Origin of the sequence: Micromonospora sp. WMMD1274 (genome assembly GCF_049179035.1) — a bacterium.
In the GTDB taxonomy this organism is placed as follows: domain Bacteria; phylum Actinomycetota; class Actinomycetes; order Mycobacteriales; family Micromonosporaceae; genus Micromonospora; species Micromonospora tulbaghiae.
Window position 1 is genome coordinate 6,546,174 of sequence record NZ_JBMHMG010000001.1, and the last position, 16,004, is coordinate 6,562,177.

General features: G+C 73.0%; 18 protein-coding genes. 8 read left to right on the top strand and 10 right to left on the bottom strand.

The annotated features are described in order from the left end of the window. Window positions 1-4 precede the first annotated feature (4 nt). Window positions 5-778, top strand: coding sequence for an SDR family oxidoreductase (locus ACN27D_RS30945; protein ID WP_421500675.1), 774 nt, complete (start codon window positions 5-7; stop codon window positions 776-778). Here the strand turns inward: ACN27D_RS30945 and ACN27D_RS30950 are convergent. The 4 genes from ACN27D_RS30950 to ACN27D_RS30965 all read right to left on the bottom strand — a co-directional run bounded on the left by ACN27D_RS30950 (window position 738) and on the right by ACN27D_RS30965 (window position 3,225). After that, entirely contained in the window at window positions 738-1,499 is a 762-nt protein-coding gene (locus ACN27D_RS30950; protein WP_421500676.1) for a glycosyltransferase family 2 protein, read from the bottom strand. The genes ACN27D_RS30945 and ACN27D_RS30950 overlap by 41 nt on opposite strands. A gap of 83 nt (window positions 1,500-1,582) precedes the next feature. Next, window positions 1,583-2,221, bottom strand: coding sequence for a YdcF family protein (locus tag ACN27D_RS30955; protein WP_120570059.1), 639 nt, complete (start codon window positions 2,219-2,221; stop codon window positions 1,583-1,585). A 21-nt stretch (window positions 2,222-2,242) separates the two neighbouring features. Then, window positions 2,243-2,512, bottom strand: a complete 270-nt coding sequence (locus ACN27D_RS30960; protein ID WP_120570058.1) for a DUF4873 domain-containing protein — start codon at window positions 2,510-2,512, stop codon at window positions 2,243-2,245. After that, window positions 2,509-3,225, bottom strand: a complete 717-nt coding sequence (locus ACN27D_RS30965) for a TetR family transcriptional regulator (protein WP_421500677.1) — start codon at window positions 3,223-3,225, stop codon at window positions 2,509-2,511. The genes ACN27D_RS30960 and ACN27D_RS30965 overlap by 4 nt, the downstream gene beginning before the upstream one ends. 48 nt (window positions 3,226-3,273) lie before the next feature. On the opposite strand from ACN27D_RS30965, the gene ACN27D_RS30970 reads away from it, so the two are divergent. Next, window positions 3,274-4,176, top strand: coding sequence for an AurF N-oxygenase family protein (locus tag ACN27D_RS30970; RefSeq protein ID WP_120570056.1), 903 nt, complete (start codon window positions 3,274-3,276; stop codon window positions 4,174-4,176). 44 nt (window positions 4,177-4,220) lie between these two features. Here ACN27D_RS30970 and ACN27D_RS30975 read toward each other — a convergent pair whose 3' ends face one another. The 5 genes from ACN27D_RS30975 to ACN27D_RS30995 form a co-directional block, all read right to left on the bottom strand. Further along, window positions 4,221-5,672 carry a cellulase family glycosylhydrolase gene (locus tag ACN27D_RS30975; protein ID WP_421501219.1) on the bottom strand — a complete coding sequence of 484 codons (1,452 nt, stop codon included), beginning with the start codon at window positions 5,670-5,672 and terminating at the stop codon, window positions 4,221-4,223. 139 nt (window positions 5,673-5,811) lie between these two features. After that, the gene (locus ACN27D_RS30980; protein WP_091428140.1) at window positions 5,812-6,102 is read right to left on the bottom strand and encodes a BON domain-containing protein; all 291 of its coding nucleotides are present in this window, start codon (window positions 6,100-6,102) and stop codon (window positions 5,812-5,814) included. After that, window positions 6,096-6,662 (bottom strand): STAS domain-containing protein, encoded by a 567-nt coding sequence (locus ACN27D_RS30985; protein WP_421500678.1) that lies wholly within the window; start codon window positions 6,660-6,662, stop codon window positions 6,096-6,098. The genes ACN27D_RS30980 and ACN27D_RS30985 overlap by 7 nt, the downstream gene beginning before the upstream one ends. Beyond that, window positions 6,659-6,973: a hypothetical protein gene (locus ACN27D_RS30990; RefSeq protein ID WP_120573797.1), complete on the bottom strand. Its 315-nt coding sequence runs from the start codon at window positions 6,971-6,973 to the stop codon at window positions 6,659-6,661. Before ACN27D_RS30990 ends, ACN27D_RS30985 begins: the two co-directional genes overlap by 4 nt. A 9-nt stretch (window positions 6,974-6,982) precedes the next feature. After that, complete coding sequence (locus ACN27D_RS30995) at window positions 6,983-7,348, bottom strand: STAS domain-containing protein (protein WP_091428145.1); 366 nt, start codon at window positions 7,346-7,348, stop codon at window positions 6,983-6,985. A 149-nt stretch (window positions 7,349-7,497) separates the two neighbouring features. Here ACN27D_RS30995 and ACN27D_RS31000 point away from each other — a divergent pair, with 149 nt between their 5' ends. The 4 genes from ACN27D_RS31000 (at window position 7,498) to ACN27D_RS31015 (ending at window position 11,029) form a co-directional block, all read left to right on the top strand. Then, complete coding sequence (locus ACN27D_RS31000) at window positions 7,498-8,172, top strand: response regulator transcription factor (protein WP_091428148.1); 675 nt, start codon at window positions 7,498-7,500, stop codon at window positions 8,170-8,172. Further along, a complete protein-coding gene (locus ACN27D_RS31005) occupies window positions 8,169-9,518 on the top strand; it encodes a sensor histidine kinase (RefSeq protein WP_421500679.1) in 1,350 nt (449 codons plus the stop codon). Before ACN27D_RS31000 ends, ACN27D_RS31005 begins: the two co-directional genes overlap by 4 nt. Then, a complete protein-coding gene (locus tag ACN27D_RS31010) occupies window positions 9,515-10,078 on the top strand; it encodes a GerMN domain-containing protein (RefSeq protein ID WP_120570052.1) in 564 nt (187 codons plus the stop codon). The genes ACN27D_RS31005 and ACN27D_RS31010 overlap by 4 nt, the downstream gene beginning before the upstream one ends. 141 nt (window positions 10,079-10,219) lie before the next feature. Then, a complete protein-coding gene (locus ACN27D_RS31015) occupies window positions 10,220-11,029 on the top strand; it encodes a SigB/SigF/SigG family RNA polymerase sigma factor (protein WP_358175987.1) in 810 nt (269 codons plus the stop codon). Window positions 11,030-11,080: 51 nt separating this feature from the next. On the opposite strand, the gene ACN27D_RS31020 is transcribed toward ACN27D_RS31015, so the two are convergent. Beyond that, entirely contained in the window at window positions 11,081-13,081 is a 2,001-nt protein-coding gene (locus ACN27D_RS31020; RefSeq protein ID WP_421500680.1) for a glycosyl hydrolase family 28-related protein, read from the bottom strand. Between the two features lie 198 nt (window positions 13,082-13,279). Here ACN27D_RS31020 and ACN27D_RS31025 point away from each other — a divergent pair, with 198 nt between their 5' ends. Together ACN27D_RS31025 and ACN27D_RS31030 are read left to right on the top strand one after the other, a co-directional pair. Continuing rightward, window positions 13,280-14,281: a LacI family DNA-binding transcriptional regulator gene (locus tag ACN27D_RS31025; protein WP_091428158.1), complete on the top strand. Its 1,002-nt coding sequence runs from the start codon at window positions 13,280-13,282 to the stop codon at window positions 14,279-14,281. A 294-nt stretch (window positions 14,282-14,575) separates the two neighbouring features. After that, window positions 14,576-15,952: an ABC transporter substrate-binding protein gene (locus ACN27D_RS31030; RefSeq protein WP_091428160.1), complete on the top strand. Its 1,377-nt coding sequence runs from the start codon at window positions 14,576-14,578 to the stop codon at window positions 15,950-15,952. The last annotated feature ends 52 nt before the right edge of the window (window positions 15,953-16,004 follow it).

A 16,004-nucleotide genomic window follows, 5' to 3' on the forward strand; every position in this document is an offset into this window, starting at 1 on the left:
CCCGATGGCCGACATCCTGATCACCGGGGCCGGCAGCGGGCTCGGCCGGGGCACCGCGCTCGGGCTGGCCCGCGAGGGCCACCACGTGATCGCCGCCGCGCAGGTCTGGCCCCAGGTCCGCGAACTGCGCGCCGAGGCCGAGCGGGCGGGCGTAGCGCTGGACGCGATCAAGCTGGACGTCACCGACCCGGCCGACCGGGCCGCCGCGGCCCGGCACCGGGTGGACATCCTGGTGCTCAACGCGGGCGTGCAGGAGGCCGGCGCTCTGGTGGAGATCCCGATGGACCGGGTCCGCCGGTCGTTCGAGGTGAACGTGTTCGGCCACCTGCACCTGGCGCAGGACCTCGTGCCGCCGATGCTGGCCCGGGGCGCGGGAAAGGTGGTCTGGGTGTCCTCCGCGGTGGGCGTGCGGACCCGGCCCTTCATCGGCGTCTACGCCGCCACCAAACACGCGATCGAGGCGCTGGCCTGGGCCATGAAGGGCGAGCTGGAACCACGCGGGGTACGCGTCGCCGTGATCAACCCCGGCCCGTACCGGACCGGCTACAACGACACCGGCGTGGAGACCATGTCCCAGTGGTGGGACGAGTCCGCCGCCCTGCTGCCGCGGCCCGACTTCGGCGACTACCTCGGCCACCAGCGCGATCCGCAGGAGATGATCGACGAGATGGTCCGGGTGGTGCCGGCCGGGGAGCACCCGTACCGCACCGCGTACCCGCCGTCGCTGCGCGACCAGCTCAGGGAGTTCGAGTCGCAGGTGTGGGACGCGACGTCGTGACGGCGGCGGCCGGTACGGCGTCCACCTCGGAGCGCCCCGCCAGGCGGGCGACGGCGGAGGCGGCCAGCGGGCGGTAGATCCGCACCGAGTCGGCGAGCGCGGAGAAGTGCGAACCCGAGTTGTCGCCGTGGTAGTGGGTGGCGATGTCCACCTGCTCGACCGGCACCCCGGCGCGGACCAGTCGCAGCAGCACCGCCATCTCGTACTCGAAGCGGTCACCCGGCACGGTGGTGAGCCAGCCGAGCAGGGCGGCCGGGTAGGCGCGCAGCCCGGTCTGGGTGTCGCGCACGTCGAGGCCGGTCGTCAGCCGGAACGCCACCCGGGTCGCCGCGTTGCCGAACCGGCTGCGCGCCGGGACCTCACCGTCGAAGCGGCGTACGCCGAGCGTCGGCGCCCCGGTGACGCGCATCCGTTCCGCCACGCGGCACACGTCGGTCACGCCGTGCTGGCCGTCGGCGTCCACACACACCACGTCGCGTCCGGGACGGTGCGCCGAGGCGTACCGGAAGCCGGTGCGCAGCACCACGCCCTTGCCCCGGTTGACCCGGCGGCGCAGCACCGTCGCCCCCTCGGCGCGGGCCGCGCCCAGCACCCCGGCGGCGGCCGGGCCGCTGCCGTCGTCGACGACGAGCACGTCCGCGCCGGGCAGCGCCGCCCGCAGGTCGCCGACCAGCGGCGGAAGCCGGTCACCGGGCCGGTACACCGGCACGAGCACGATCACGGAACCTCCCGGGTGGACTCGCCCGCCGGCACGGCCCGCCGGGTCGATCGAGGACCGTCGTACCCCGCGCCCGCTCCGGCGAATCACCGCCGGGGCGTGAGGCGTCCGATCCGGTCGGCGGCGCGGGTCAGCGCGCGCTCGCGGCGCAGCGACGCCTCCGGGGTACGCACGCCGAGGAAGCCGATCCGGCTGAACGCGCGGGCGGCCCGCTCCCGCCGGACGGGCACCGGGTCGGGCGCGGTCACCGGCACGTCGGCCAGCGCCCGGCCGGACAGCCCGAGCACGCGCGCGGCGAGCAGCCGGACGCGGGGCAGGTGCCACGGGTGGGAGACCAGCCCGAGTGGCCGCTGGGCGGTGAACTCCGCCGCGCCGAGCAGCCCGTCCTGGACGGTGTGCGCCAGGTTCTGCACGGTCGTGCGGGAGCGGGTCTCGGCGGCCGAGCGGGCGTACGCGTCGAGCCCGGCGTCGCGCGCCAGCGCCCGCATCAGCTCCGCCTCCCGGTATCCGGCGGGCGGGGCGGGCGCGCCGGCCGGGCCGTGCGGCCAGCCGCCGGTGAACACCACCCGGGCGTCCGGCGCGCGGCGGAACGCCTCGGCGTGCGCGCGGACGTAGGCCACCGCGGCCTCGGTGCGCGCGACGCTCTCCGCGGTGAGCCGGTAGCCGTCGTCGCCGGCCACCACCCCGCGCCCGAAGACCAGCAGCACTGTGGCGGGAGGCGTCATCCCTTCACGGTACGGGCCGGATCACTCGTCGTCCGGCGGCCAGGGCGGCGTGCCGACGCCGGTGATGCGGACGCCGCCCCACGGGTCCACCTCGGCCAGCCGTGCCCGGGCGACCCGTTCGCCGATCCGGACCTCCACGTCCCGGCGGCCGGAGCGCAGCAGCCGCACCAGGCGCGGTTCCGGCTCGACCCGCCCGGCCCAGTGGTAGCGGCCGTCGACCGGCTCGAACCGTCCGCCCGCGTGCAGCCGTACCGGGGTGCCGGCGATCTCGGCCGTGCCCTGCCAGGTCACCTGTCGATCCGTTCGTGCGCGCGGGTCAGCTCCGGTGGCAGGTCGGCGCCCCGGCGGACCCCCTCGATGCCGCTCCACAGCAGCGTGGTCAGGTATTCGGTGAGCGCGGCCCGGTGGATCGGCTGCCCGTGCGTGGTCCACCAGTCGCCGACCGCCTGCACGAACCCGACCAGCCCGTACGCCCACGGCTCGGCCGGGCCGGCGTCGAGGCCGAGCGCGCGCAGCCGGTCGCCGATGACCCGGGCCAGCCCGGTCGCGACCTGCCGGCTGGTGCCGGTGACCACCTGCTGGATGCCGGGATGCCCGGACTCGTGCACGAGGAACCGGTAGAGCGACGGCTCGTACTCCACCACGCTCAGGTACGCGTCGATCGTCGCCTCGACCAGCGCCCGCTCCTCGCGTACCTGCTCCACCGCGGGCGCGATGGCGGCCACCACGCGCGCCGCGACCACCTCGCTGACCGCCAGCCAGAGCTGCGCCTTGTCGGCGAAGTAGCGGTAGAGCACCGGCTTGCTGACCCCGGCGGTGGCGGCGACCTGGTCCATGTCGACGCTCGGGCCGTGTCGCAGCAGCGCCTGCACGGCGGCCGCGATCAGTTCCTGCCGCCGCTGTTCGCGGTGGTCGGCCCAGCGGTCGCGCCGTCCGCCGGAACGGGGTGCGGCCGGCCCCGGTGGAGCGTCGGGGCCATTGACATCGGTGGTGGTCCGTCGCATGCTACCACTCGTAACAGTTACTCGAAGTTACGTCAATATGGAGGGGTCATGGAGCGGACGACGGCCGGATTCCCGCGCGAGGCGGTCGCCGATCGCCTGCTCTCCGCCTCGGTACGCACCAGCTACGACCCGATGGTCGACATCGACTGGTCGGCACCACCGGTGCCCGGCGCGTACTGGCTGCCGCCGACGCGCAGCAGCCTCTACGGCACGCCGCTGTGGGACGCCATGACCGAGGACCAGCGGGTCGAGCTGACCAAGCACGAGGTCGCCAGCGCTGCCAGCGCCGGGATCTGGTTCGAGACGATCCTCATGCAGATGCTGATCCGGCAGTACTACGACGCGGACCCGACCAGCCGGCACGCCCAGTACGCGCTCACCGAGGTCGCCGACGAGTGCCGGCACTCCATCATGTTCGGCCGGCTCATCGAGGCCGCGGGCGCGCCGGTCTACCGCGCCGAGCCGTTCGACCACCTGCTCGGGCGCTGGCTCAAGTCCACGGCGACCGGCCCGCAGATGTACGCGGCCATTCTGATCGCCGAGGAGATCCTCGACTCGTTCCAGCGCGAGATCATGGCCGACGAGTCGTTGCAGCCGCTGATCCGGATGGTGTCGCGCATCCACGTGGTGGAGGAGGCCCGGCACGTGCGTTTCGCCCGCGACGAGCTGACCCGGCAGGTGGAGGCGGCCGGGCCGGTGGCGCTGGCGTACGCGCGGCTGGTGATCGGCCGGGCCGCGTACTCGATCACGCGGCGCCTGGTGCACCCGCGGGCGTACGCGGCGGTCGGGATCGACCCGGCGGCCGGCCGGGCCGCGGCGCGGGCCAACCCGCACTGGCGGGCCACGCTGCGCTGGTCCGCGCAGCGGATCGCCGACCACCTGACCGAACTGGGCCTGGTCGCCGGGCCGGGCCGGGTGCTGTGGCGCCGGGCCGGGCTGGTGGAGGGCTGACCGGCGGCGACCCGAAGGGGAAAGGATCGCCGCCGGCCGCCCGGTCAGGAGGTGGGGAAGTTGTCAGCGGTGCGGATGCGCTCGCGCATGTACGCGCCGGACTCGGTGAGCACCGACGTCCCGCCGAACGAGCCGGACGCGCAGGTGCCCGGCCGCAGTGCCGCCGAGCCCTCGGGGGCGTCGGAGAGCGTCCAGTTCGCGTAGCTGATCTTCAACCGGTCGAGCAGGTCGAGCCAGGCGTTGCTGCTGGCGGTGTCGACAGCGCCGTCACCGGTGTACGTGACGGTGCCGAACTCGGTGACGAAAAGCGGGAGCCGGCTCGCCGCCCGCTGCACCTCGTTGCGGTAGTTGTCCTTGTGCGACGCGGCGTAGAAGTGGAACGTGTACATGATGTTCTGCGCCCGCACCGGGTTGTTCACGATCTCGTCGGAGTTGCCGCCCTCGGACACGCCGAGCGAGGACCAGCCCCGGGTGCCGACGATGACCACCGCGTCCGGGTCGTTGGCCCGGATCACCGGGATGACCTGCTCGGCGTAGTCACGGATGGTCGACCAGCTCACCCCGTTGGGCTCGTTGGTGACCTCGTAGATCACGTTCTTCTTCGCGGCGTTGCGCGCCGACACGTTGGCGAAGAACGTCTTGGCCCGGTCCAGGTTGTACATCGGGTCACCGGGCGTCAGCGTGTGGAAGTCGATGAGGGCGTACATGCCCCGGGCCTCGGCCTTGTCCACGAGCGTGTTCACCTGGTTGGTGAAGCCGGCCGGGTTGGTCTCGTAGCCCTGCTCCTGCACGTACATGGAGATGCGCAGCAGGTCGGACTGCCACTCGTTCGCGAGCACGTCCAGCGAGGCGTCGGTGTAGCAGTTGGCGAACCACTGCAACCCGTGCGTGCTCATGCCGCGTAGCTGGATCGGCCGCCCGTACTGGTTGCAGAGGTTGACGCCGCACACCTGGAGCTGGCCGTTGATCGCGACCGGCGTGGTGCCGGTCGGCGGCGGCGTGGTGGGCGGGGGAGTGGTCGGCGGTGGCGGGGTGCTCGGCGGGGGCGTGCTGGGCGGCGGTGTACTCGTGCCGCCGGTGCAGACGGTGCCGTTGAGCGAGAACGACGTCGGGTTCGGGTTCGACCCGGTCCACGAGCCGTTGAAGCCGACAGTGGTGCTCGCGCCGGTGCCGAGCGTGCCGTTGTAGTCGAGGCTGCGGGCGGTGACCGCCGAGCCGCTCTGCTGCCAGGTGGCCGACCAGCCCTGCACCACGCGCTGGCCGCCGTCGGGGAAGGTGAAGCCCAGCGTCCAGTTGCTCACCGGGTCGCCGAGGTTGCGCACCGCCACGTTCGCGGTGAAGCCGCCGGGCCAGGAGTTGGTGGTGTAGGTGACGGCGCAGCCGGTCGCCGCCATCGCGTCGGGCGAGGGCAGGACGGCCACCGCCGCCAGGGCGAGCGCGCCGACCGCGCCGCCGGCGAGCAGGTGCCGCCGGGACGGGCGGGGAATCGAGAACATGCGGGAAGGTCCCATCGTCTGGATGGTGATCGGACGGTGCCCGTCGTGAACCTGCCCGGAAAGCCCGACGCGGCGGCCTTAGGGAGCGCTCCCACGGCCGAGCGTAGAGGTGGTTGCCGATGCGTGCAACCGCCGCCGGTCAGCGGCCGCCGCGGCGCCCGCCGTAGAGCCGCAACGCGTTGCAGACGTCGTACACACCCGGCACGTCCCATGCCAGCTCGGCGGCGACCAGGCGCGTCTGCGGGTCGGCCACCAGGCCGGCGAGGATGACCACCCGGTTCTGCACGGTCACGGTGATCTGCTGCCGGCGGGTGGTCCAGTCGGCGCTGAGCCGCTGGGCGACGAGCGACGCGAGGCGGGTGTCCGCGTCGTCGGGCTCCGGCCCGCCGCCGGTGAACGGGAACTCGGGGTACGGCCAGGGCATCACCACGGGGAGGGCTCCTTCTGTTCGGTCAGGACCGGTCGCCGGGACGCGGGGCCCGGCGCCGGGACGCGGCCGTCGACGACTGTGAAGACGCCGTCGAGCCGCATGGTGTGCAGCACGGTGAGCACGAACCGCGAGGGGGACAGCAGGCCCAGCCGCCGGCCGTCGCGTCGGGCGTCCTGGTGCGCGCGCACCAGCAGGCTGAGCCCGGCGGAGTCGATCACCTCCAGGCCGGACAGGTCGACCAGCTCCATGTCGTCGCGCCGGAAGCGCTCGTCGAGGGCGCGGCGGACCGCCGTGGCCGGGTCGACGTCGTGGGCGGCCGGTGTGCCGCCCACCTGCTCCAGGTCCTCGGTGCCCAGGCCGTCGTCGGCGATGGCCGCCCGGGCGCTGCACCGGGGGCAGTGGTGCGGTCCGGACGCGAACGGCGAGCCGACCCAGTCGTGCTCGAACACGAGCGTCCACACCACCTCGGCGTCGGGCAGCGTGGCGCCCGCGCCGGTGACGCTGTCACCGCAGCCGTCGCAGATGAGCATCATCAGGTGATCCGCGGGTACGACAGTCACACCTCCTCCTTCCGCCGGCCGCCCGTGCCGGGAGGGGTCTGCCCCTGGGCCTCCGGCCGGCCCGCGGCGACCACCGCCAGCACGACCGCCACGGCGGCGAAGCCGGTCTGCACCATCAGCGGCAGCACTGGCGATCCGTCGGTGCGGTGGTCCACCAGCCCGACCACGATCGCGCCGAGCAGCGCGGCCGCGACGCCGAGCGCGAGTGTCAGCCACACCGGGACGGCCTTGCGCCCCGGCAGGACGAGGCGTCCCAGCCCGCCCACGGCCAGACCAACCACGAGCGCTCCGACGAGCGTGCTGCCGGTCACCACTCCTCCTCAGCGTGATGCGGACGCGACCCGGGCCCGGCCGCGCGCGGCCGGACGGGGCGTGTCGACGACGGGTACGGCACCGAGCCCGGAGTTCTCCAGGATGCGCCGGATCCGCGGATGCGGACTGCTCAGCGTGAGCAGACCGCCCTGGCGCGCCAGCCGGCGGTGCACGTCCAGCAGCAGCGCGACGGCGGCGGCGTCCACATGGCGGCACCCGGCGAGGTCGATCGTCAGCTCGCGGGGCCGGAGCGCGAGTATGCGGTCCATCACGTGGGCGACCTCGGGCAGCCCGGCGAGGTCCAGCTCGTCGGTGATGTCCACGCGCACGTGCGGCACCGCGGACTCCGGCGGGGACGGCAGGCTGGCAGGCATCGGGTCGCTTCCGTGACGGGATCGGGTCAGACCCCACTCTGCGCAGGGATCTTGGAGGTCACCGGACGGTTGTATGACGGTTCGATGACAAAAACCACGAACGGCCCACGCGATTGGGCGACCCGTGCCGCGCCGGTCATGATGCCCATATGACGGCCGTACTGGTGATCGAGGACGACGACCGCATCCGGCTCGCGCTGCAGCTCGCCCTGGAGGAGGAGGGCTACGAGGCGTACGGCGCCCCGACCGCGGAGGACGGTCTGCGCCGGCAGCGGGAGAAGCCGGCCGACTACGTGCTCGTCGACCTGATGCTGCCCGGCATGAACGGGTTCGACTGCATCCGCCAACTGCGCCGCGACGACGACGTGCCGGTCGTGGTGATCAGCGCCCGCGACGACACCCACGACATCGTCGCCGCGCTGGAGGCGGGCGCCGACGACTACGTGGTGAAGCCGGTCGCGATCAAGGAGCTGTCCGCCCGGCTGCGGGCGCTGCGCCGGCGCGTACGCACGGTGTCCGGGCCGGTGCCCGCCCAGTTCTTCGGCGACCTGGAGATCAGCGCGGAGGCCGGCGAGGTGCGGCGCTCGGGACAGCCGGTGCCGGTCACCCGCACCGAGTTCCGGCTGCTGTGCGAGCTGGCCGAGCACGCCGGCCGGGTGCTGTCGCGCCAGCAGCTGCTCAGCCGGGTCTGGGGTTACGAGACCGGCGACGAGCGGCTCGTCGACGTGCACGTGGGCCGGCTGCGGCAGAAGATCGAACCCGACCCGGCCAACCCGCGCCACCTGGTCACGCTGCGCGGCCTCGGCTACAAACTCCAGCGATGACCCGTCCCGGCCTGCGCGCCCGGGTCACCGCGGCGTTCGCCGTGGGGGCGTTGCTGCTGTCCGCGCTGATGGCCCTGTTCTCGTACGACCTGACCCGGCGCTCGCTGCTCGACGAGCGGGAGCGCACCGCGGTCCGGGCCGCCTACTACGACGCCGCCGTGGTCCGTTCCGGCCTGGACACCGGCACCCCGGACGTGGTGGCCGTGCTGCGCTCGCTCGACACCGGCAGCGCCCGCCGCCCGCTGCTGCACCTGCCCGACGGCTGGTACGCCCGTACCGCCGACGTGGGCGCCAGCTCCGTGCCGGTGGAGCTGCAGCGGATGGTGGCCGACGGCAAGCCCGCGGTGCAGCGCATCCGGCTCGACGGGCAGCCCGCGCTGCTGGTGGGCGTGCCGCTGCCCGGCGCGCTCGGCTACTACGAGCTGACCTCGCTGCGGGAGGTCGAGGAGACGTTCCAGGTGGTGGGCCTGGCGCTGATCGCGGTGGCGATCATGGTCGCCGGTGCGGGCGCGGCGCTCGGCTGGTACGCCACCCGGCACAGCCTGCGGCCGCTCACCGCGGTCGCCGACGCGGCGGAACGGATCGCGTCCGGCGACTTCGCCACCCGGCTCGACCCGACCACCGATCCCGACCTGACCCGCCTGTCCAGCTCGTTCAACGAGATGGTCGACAAGCTGGTGCACCGCATCGAGCGGGACCGGCGCTTCGCCGCCGACGTGAGCCACGAGCTGCGTTCGCCGTTGCAGACCCTGGCCGCCGCCGCGAGCGTGCTCAACCGCCGCCGGGAGCACCAGGACGAGCGCACCGCCACCGCGGCGGGCCTGGTCGCCGACGAGGTGACCCGGTTCCAGCGTCTGGTCGACGACCTCATCCAGCTGGCCCGCACCGAGCAGCCGGCACACCGCGAGACGGTCGACGTGGTGGAGCTGACCCGGGCCACCTGCCGGGAACGGTCGCTGCCGGAGAGCCTGGTGACAGTCGACGGCGACGCCCCGCGCCTGTGGTGGGTCGACCGGCGCCGGTTCGCCCAGACGCTGCTGAACCTGCTGGAGAACGCCGAGCGGTACGGCGGCGGGCCGGTCGCGATCCGCCTCGGCGGGCGCGACGGCGTGGGCGTGCTGGAGGTCGACGACGACGGTCCGGGCGTGCCGCCCGGCGACCGCGAGATCATCTTCGACCGGTTCGTCAGGGGCCGGGCGGCGCACGACCGGGCCGGCACCGACGGCACCGGCCTCGGGCTCGCGCTGGTGGCGCAGCACGCCGCCGCGCACGGCGGTACGGCCGCGGTGCTGGACCGCGTGCCCGGCGCCCGCTTCCGGGTCGAGCTGCCCGGAGCGCTGCGATGAGCCGCCGGCGGCTCCTGCCCGGCCTGCTGGCGGCCGTGCTGCTGGCCGGCTGCGGGGTGCCGGTGGACGACGAGCCCCGCGTGGTGCAGACGCCGCCCGGCGCGTTCCCGACCCCTGCAGTCTCGTCGACCGCCGACGGGGACGGGCGGGTGGACGAGCCGTTCTGCTTCGTCCGCGACGACGGGCTGGTCGTGGTCAAGCGCCGGGTGGACGGGCTGCCCGGGGTGGACTCGCACCTCCAGCACCTGCTGGCCGGGCCGGACGGCGGCGAGCGCCGTCAGGGGCTGGCCACGGCGCTGCCGGGCACGGTGGCGGTGGCCGGGGCGACGCTGACCGGCACGCTGGCCACCGTCGACGTGCGCCAGGCCGGGGAGGAGACCGGCCGCAACGACGAGGTGCTGGCCTTCGGGCAGATCGTGTGCAGCCTCACTCAGCGGCCCGACGTCTACAGCGTGGCGTTCCGCCGGGACGGGCAGCCGCTGGAGGTGCCACGCGCGGACGGAAGCCTCTCCGCGCTGCCGCTCACCGCCGCCGACTACCGGCCGCTGTTACCTCGCTGACACCCTTCCTCGCCGCTCTGTCCGGATATGAGCCTAAATCTCCATCGTCCGTTCGGTTGATTTGGCGGTGACCTTTGGTCTAGTGTGGCTGGCACGACCGGTGTGGGAGGCCACCCGTTCTCCGAGGACAGGAAGGGCAGCATGACCACGATGACCATGGCATCGACCGCGACCGAGGTGCAGCGCGCGCCGCAGACCGGTGAGGAGAGCCGCGCCAGTGAGCTGATCGCGGCGCTCGCCGCGCTGCCCGCCGACCACCCCCAGCGGCCCGCCCTGCGCAACCAGGTCATCGAGGCGTGGCTGCCGCTGGCGAACCACCTGGCCGCCCGCTACAGCGGACGCGGCGAGCCGGCCGGCGACCTGGCCCAGACCGCGGCGCTCGGCCTGATCAAGGCCGTCGACCGGTTCGACGCCTCGCGCGGCGTCGACTTCGCCGGCTTCGCCATCCCGACCATCCTCGGCGAGATCAAGCGGCACTTCCGCGACCGCACCTGGAACATCCGGGTTCCGCGTCGCCTCCAGGAGCTGCGGCTGCGCATCTCCGAGGCCAACAGCACGCTGACCCAGACGCTCAACCGGGCCCCGACCGTCGCCGACATCGCCGCCCACCTCGACGTCACCGAGGAAGAGGTGCTGGAGGGCCTGGAGGGCGCCCGCGCGTACAACGCGGTCTCGCTGTCCACCCCGATCGGCGACGGCGACAGCGCCACCGAGCTGGGCGACACGCTCGGCACCGAGGACAACGAGTACGAGCTGGCCGACCTGCGCGCCTCGCTCGGCCCGGCGCTCGCCACGCTCGACGAGCGGGAGCAGAAGATCCTCACGCTGCGCTTCTACGGCAACCTGACCCAGAGCGAGATCGCCGCCCGGGTCGGTGTCTCCCAGATGCACGTGTCCCGGCTGCTCGCCCGCGCCCTGACCAAGCTGCGCGGCCAGCTCACCGAGGCCTGAGCCACCCGTACCGCGACCCCCGCCGGCCCGGCCGGCGGGGGTCGCGTCGTGTCACCAGCGCGAGGGCGGAGGCGGCGGCACCACGGGCGGCCGGTCGTCGCAGGTGATGGTGTTCGGCAGCAGCCACGACGCCAGCCAGCCGCCGTCGTTGCCGCCGAGGTCGGTCAGGCCGAACTCCGACCCGGCCGGGGTGAAGTGGAACGATCCGCAGTTGTTCACGCCGACCGCGCCCACGTTGCGGGCGTCGACGTTCGCGAAGCTCGCCCCGCCCGCCGTACGCGCGCTGACCACCGACGTCCCGGTGCCGTCGACCCGGATGTCGCGGAAGCGGACGTTGTCGATGCGGACGCTGTCCTTCACGGGCCAGTCGCTGACCAGCATGATCGCGTTGTAGGTGCTGTCCAGGTACGCGTCACCGCGCACCTCGATGTCCGCCGCGTCGATGCTGCGGTCCAGCGCGTAGAACCAGATCGCGCCGAGGCCGATGTTCCAGTTCAGGTCGTACGTGCCGGCCCGGACCGTGGTGTTGCCGGTGATCCGCAGCCGGCCGGTGAACGGCTCGGCCCCGAACCGGGAGCCCACCTGGATCGCGCTGCCCTCGCGTACCGGGTCGGCGATGAGGTTGTGCGCCACGGTGAGGTCGGCGCCGCCGTACAGCGCGATGCCGTTGGCGAGCACCGGCGACTGCACGGTGTTGTACGCGAACGTGTTCGACGCGTTCGCCGTGCCCTCCGACCACATGGCCAGCGCGTCGTCGCCGCTGTTGCGGACCACCAAGTTCGTCACCGACGAGTGCGTGACGCCGGTGTGGAAGTTCAGCCCGTCGGCGATCTGGTCCGCGATCACCGTGTTCGTGACCCGCAGGCCGGTCATCGGCCCGTCGAACCACATGCCCACCTTGGTGTGGTGCAGGTAGAGGCCGTCGATCGTGCTGCGGTTGAGCGCCCCGCCGACGGCGTTGACCTGGTCGGTGTCGATCCGCTCCCGTACGTCGCCCTCGATCGCGAAGCCGGACAGGTGCACGTCGCTGCTGCCGCCGTCGGCGGCGTCGCGGCCGTAGAAGCCGACGCCGGTGTGGCGGGCGCCGTCGGGTGCCGGCGTCTCCAGCGCCACCTCGCGTCCCCGCACGACCGTGTACCAGCTGCCGGCCCCGGCGATCGTCACGTCGTCGACCACGACGTGCCGGTTGACCTGGTAGGTACCAGGCGGCAGGTAGAGCGGGCGGTCCACCCGGCGGGCGTACGCGATCGCGCGGTCGAACGCGTCGGCGGACTCCCGCCGGCCGGTCGGATCGGCGCCGAAGGACAGCGCGTTCACCGCGCGGGGGACCGTCCGGGGCGGTGCGACGAGGTGTGCGTCCACCAGGTCGATCACCGTCCACGCGGCGGCGGTGCCGCGCGGCGCGGTCAGCCGGACCACCTCACCGGCCCGGTGGGTACGGCCGAGCAGCATCCGCTGCTCGTCGTAGAAGTGGTGTGGCCGGAACGGCTTGGCGATCACCGGCGCGGGTGTGGTGGCGGCCGGGACGCAGGAGCACTCGGTGATCCACCAGTCCGGGTGCAGCAGGTCGGCGCCGGGGTCGTTGGTGAACGGGTACTGGTTGTAGAGCCAGGCGTACTGCGAGGTCAGCGTCATGATGCGCGCGGGCGCGTGCCCGACTGAGACCCGCAGCGGCGCGGTGATCCCGCCGCCGCCGGGCGCGTCCGGGATGCTGTAGCGCACGGTGAGCGCGTTCGTGGGCCGGGGGAGCGTCAGTTCGACGTACTGGCCGGGCAGCAGGCGCACCGCCCGGCGGCCGGACGCCTCACCGGCCAGTGTGTACGCCGACCGGTCCGGTCCGATCACGGTGCCGGTGGTGCGGCCGTGTTCCGCCTCCTGCTCGACGTAGTCCACAGTCGCACCGCGACCGGCGACGAGCGCGGGGTCGAGCCCGGCGCGGGTCACCACGGGGGCCGGTCCGCGCGGCGGGCCCGCCGCGGCGGCACCGGGTGGTGCGAGCAGGGCGGCGGCGACGACCAGCGCCGCGAGGATCCTCGGCACGCTCCGCGACATCGGAGCACCCACTTTCTCGGGGAGGGGTGGCCTCGGCGGCGCAGGCCATCGACAAGGTTCCTCATGTTATTCCGGCGTCCTGTTGCCTTTCAAGCATCAATCTGCTCGCATCTTTCGGACCGATTGCTCGCCCGGACGGCAAGACCTGACCGCTCCGGCTGTTCATTTCTTGCAAGAATCCGACGTACGATTGCCGCCGTGACGAAGCGCCTGACCGAGGTGGCCCGCAAGGCGGGTGTCAGCGAGGCCACAGTGAGCCGCGTGCTCAACGGCCGCGGCGGCGTGTCCGAGGCGACCCGGACCGCCGTGCTGACCGCCCTCGACGTGCTCGGCTACGAGCGCCCGACGAAGCTGCGCGGCGAGCGCGCCCGCCTGGTCGGCCTGGTGCTGCCGGAGTTGCAGAACCCGATCTTCCCGGCGCTGGCCGAGGTGGTCACCGGCTCGCTCGCGCAGCGCGGCTTCACCCCGGCGCTGTGCGCCCGCACCATCGGCGGCGTGCCGGAGTCCGGGTACGTGGAGATGCTGCTCGACCACCAGGTCAGCGGCGTCATCTTCGCCGGTGGCTCGTACGCCCTGGCCGACGCCTCGCACGAGCACTACCGGCGCCTGACCGACCGGGGCCTGCCGGTGGTGCTGGTGAACGCCGGTGTCGAGGAACTGGGCTTCCCGCGGGTGTCCACCGACGACGCGGTCGCCGTCGAGCAGGCGTACGGGCACCTGCGCTCCCTCGGCCACGAGCGGATCGGTATGGTGCTCGGCCCGGCCGACCACGTGCCCTCGCGCCGCAAGCTCGACGCCATGGTCCGGGCCGCCGGCTGGGGCGAGGACCGGTCCCTGGTGGAGCGGTCCAGCTTCTCCATGGAGGGCGCGCGGGTCGCCGCCACGAAACTGATCGAGCGCGGCGCCACCGGGATCGTCTGCGCCAGCGACGTGCTGGCGCTGGGCACCATCCGGGCCGCCCGCCGCCTGGGCTGCGCGGTACCGGCCGACGTGTCGGTGGTCGGGTTCGACGACTCGGCGTTCATGACCTGCACCGATCCGCCGCTGACCACCGTGCGGCAGCCGATCGAGACGATGGGCCAGGCCGCCGTGGACCTGCTGGTGACCCAGATCGACGGCGCCGGCGTACTGCACGACGAACTGCTGTTCGAGCCCGAGCTGGTGGTGCGCGGCTCCACCGCTCCCGCCCCTCGGCGCTGACCCGACCCTCTCCTGCCTCGCCCCGCGTCCATCCAGGACCCGGGGCCGGCCGTCGTTCCCCGAGGTGACACCGACTCCGCGATCTGCGTGACCAAGTCGTGTTCTTGCGTTCTTGAGTCGGCATCTTGCTGTCGATGGTTCACGTCGTTACAGTGACTCCACTCACACCTGACCCGGGGCGCGGTTTCCGGAGGCAGGGCGCGCGCCGGTTGCCGTTCCACCACCGAGGCAGCCGCGCGGTCACCGCACATCAGTGAAGGCCATGGATACACCCGTTCCCGAAGGGATGGACAGATGTCCGTACCGCAGTATCGGAAGGTCGCGGCGCTCGCGCTCGCGGCCGGCCTCGGGCTCAGCCTTGCGGCGTGCTCCACCAAGAGCGACGACAGCAGCGACGCCGGCGGCAAGGTCACCATCACGGTCGACTGCCAGCCGGTCGGCGCGCAGAAGGAACTGCTGAAGAACTGGAACGACGACGTCGCCGAGTTCCAGCGGCAGAACCCGGACATCGTCGTCAAGAGCGTCAGCGTCGGCGAGCAGTGCAACAACCCGCCGGACTTCACCGCCCGCCTGGCCGGCGGCACCGTCACCGACGTGTTCTACGGGTACATGACCGACCTCCAGCAGGTGCTGGACTCCGGCCAGGCGATGGACATCGGCCAGTACGCCACGAAGGACACCATCCCCACCTGGGACAGCGTCGACCCGGCGCTCAAGGACGTCTTCACCGACGGCGGCAAGCTCTACGCCGTACCGGTGAAGAACTACTCGATGGGCCTGATCTACAACAAGGCGCTGTTCCAGCGGGCCGGGCTCGACGTGAACAACCCGCCGAAGACCTGGCCCGAGGTGCGCGCCGCGGCCAAGAAGATCTCCGCGCTGGGCGACGGCATCGCCGGGTACGCCGAGTACAGCGCCGGCAACACCGGCGGCTGGCACTTCACCTCGCTGCTCTACTCCCAGGGCGGCCAGGTGCTCAGCGCCGACGGCAAGAAGGCCGACTTCAACAACGCGATGGGCAAGCAGGTCCTGCAGAACCTCAAGGACATGCGGTACGGCGACAACAGCATGGGCAGCCGGCAGCTGCTCCAGTGGGGTGACCTGCTCACCAACGCCGGCGCCGGCAAGGTCGGCATGTTCATCGGCGCGCCGGACGCGACCCAGGCGATCGTCAGCCAGTTCCAGGGCAAGTACCAGGACTGGGCGATGGGCCCGCTGCCCGGCCAGGACGGCCCGGCCAAGGCGACGCTCGGCGGCGGCGAGGGCTACTTCTTCAAGAAGGGCCTGAGCCCCGAGCAGGTCAAGGCCGGCCTGAAGTGGCTCGCCTACCAGAAGTTGACCCCGGGTAAGGGCCAGTTCGACTACGTGCGCGCCAAGCCGCAGAACTACCCGGTCGGCCTGCCCCAGCCGCTGCTGTTCGCGAACGGCAGCGACGCGCAGAAGCAGGAACTGGAGCTGCGCAAGGCCAACGCCAACGTGGACACCACCAACTTCGCGGTCTTCGAGGCCAACCCGGTGCCGATCAAGGGCGAGCCGCGCAACGCCCAGGCCATCTACGCGGTGCTCGACGCCGCGATGTCCGGGGTGCTGACCAACCCGAACGCGAACATCGACGCGCTGCTCAAGACCGCCGAGGACAAGGTCAACCAGCTGCTGGCCGCGCAGAGCTGACCCGACCGGAGGTGGGGCCGGCGCACCGGTCCCACCTCCCCGAGCACCGCAG

Bases quoted from the DNA above. Each gene is read 5' to 3' on its own strand.
- ACN27D_RS30975 (WP_421501219.1), bottom strand. From the start codon at position 5,672: ATGTTCTCGATTCCCCGCCCGTCCCGGCGGCACCTGCTCGCCGGCGGC.
- ACN27D_RS30955 (WP_120570059.1), bottom strand. From the start codon at position 2,221: ATGACGCCTCCCGCCACAGTGCTGCTGGTCTTCGGGCGCGGGGTGGTG.
- ACN27D_RS30995 (WP_091428145.1), bottom strand. From the start codon at position 7,348: ATGCCTGCCAGCCTGCCGTCCCCGCCGGAGTCCGCGGTGCCGCACGTG.
- ACN27D_RS30965 (WP_421500677.1), bottom strand. From the start codon at position 3,225: ATGCGACGGACCACCACCGATGTCAATGGCCCCGACGCTCCACCGGGG.
- ACN27D_RS30970 (WP_120570056.1), top strand. From the start codon at position 3,274: ATGGAGCGGACGACGGCCGGATTCCCGCGCGAGGCGGTCGCCGATCGC.
- ACN27D_RS31030 (WP_091428160.1), top strand. From the start codon at position 14,576: ATGTCCGTACCGCAGTATCGGAAGGTCGCGGCGCTCGCGCTCGCGGCC.
- ACN27D_RS31020 (WP_421500680.1), bottom strand. From the start codon at position 13,081: ATGTCGCGGAGCGTGCCGAGGATCCTCGCGGCGCTGGTCGTCGCCGCC.
- ACN27D_RS30945 (WP_421500675.1), top strand. From the start codon at position 5: ATGGCCGACATCCTGATCACCGGGGCCGGCAGCGGGCTCGGCCGGGGC.
- ACN27D_RS31005 (WP_421500679.1), top strand. From the start codon at position 8,169: ATGACCCGTCCCGGCCTGCGCGCCCGGGTCACCGCGGCGTTCGCCGTG.
- ACN27D_RS31015 (WP_358175987.1), top strand. From the start codon at position 10,220: ATGACCACGATGACCATGGCATCGACCGCGACCGAGGTGCAGCGCGCG.
- ACN27D_RS31000 (WP_091428148.1), top strand. From the start codon at position 7,498: ATGACGGCCGTACTGGTGATCGAGGACGACGACCGCATCCGGCTCGCG.
- ACN27D_RS31010 (WP_120570052.1), top strand. From the start codon at position 9,515: ATGAGCCGCCGGCGGCTCCTGCCCGGCCTGCTGGCGGCCGTGCTGCTG.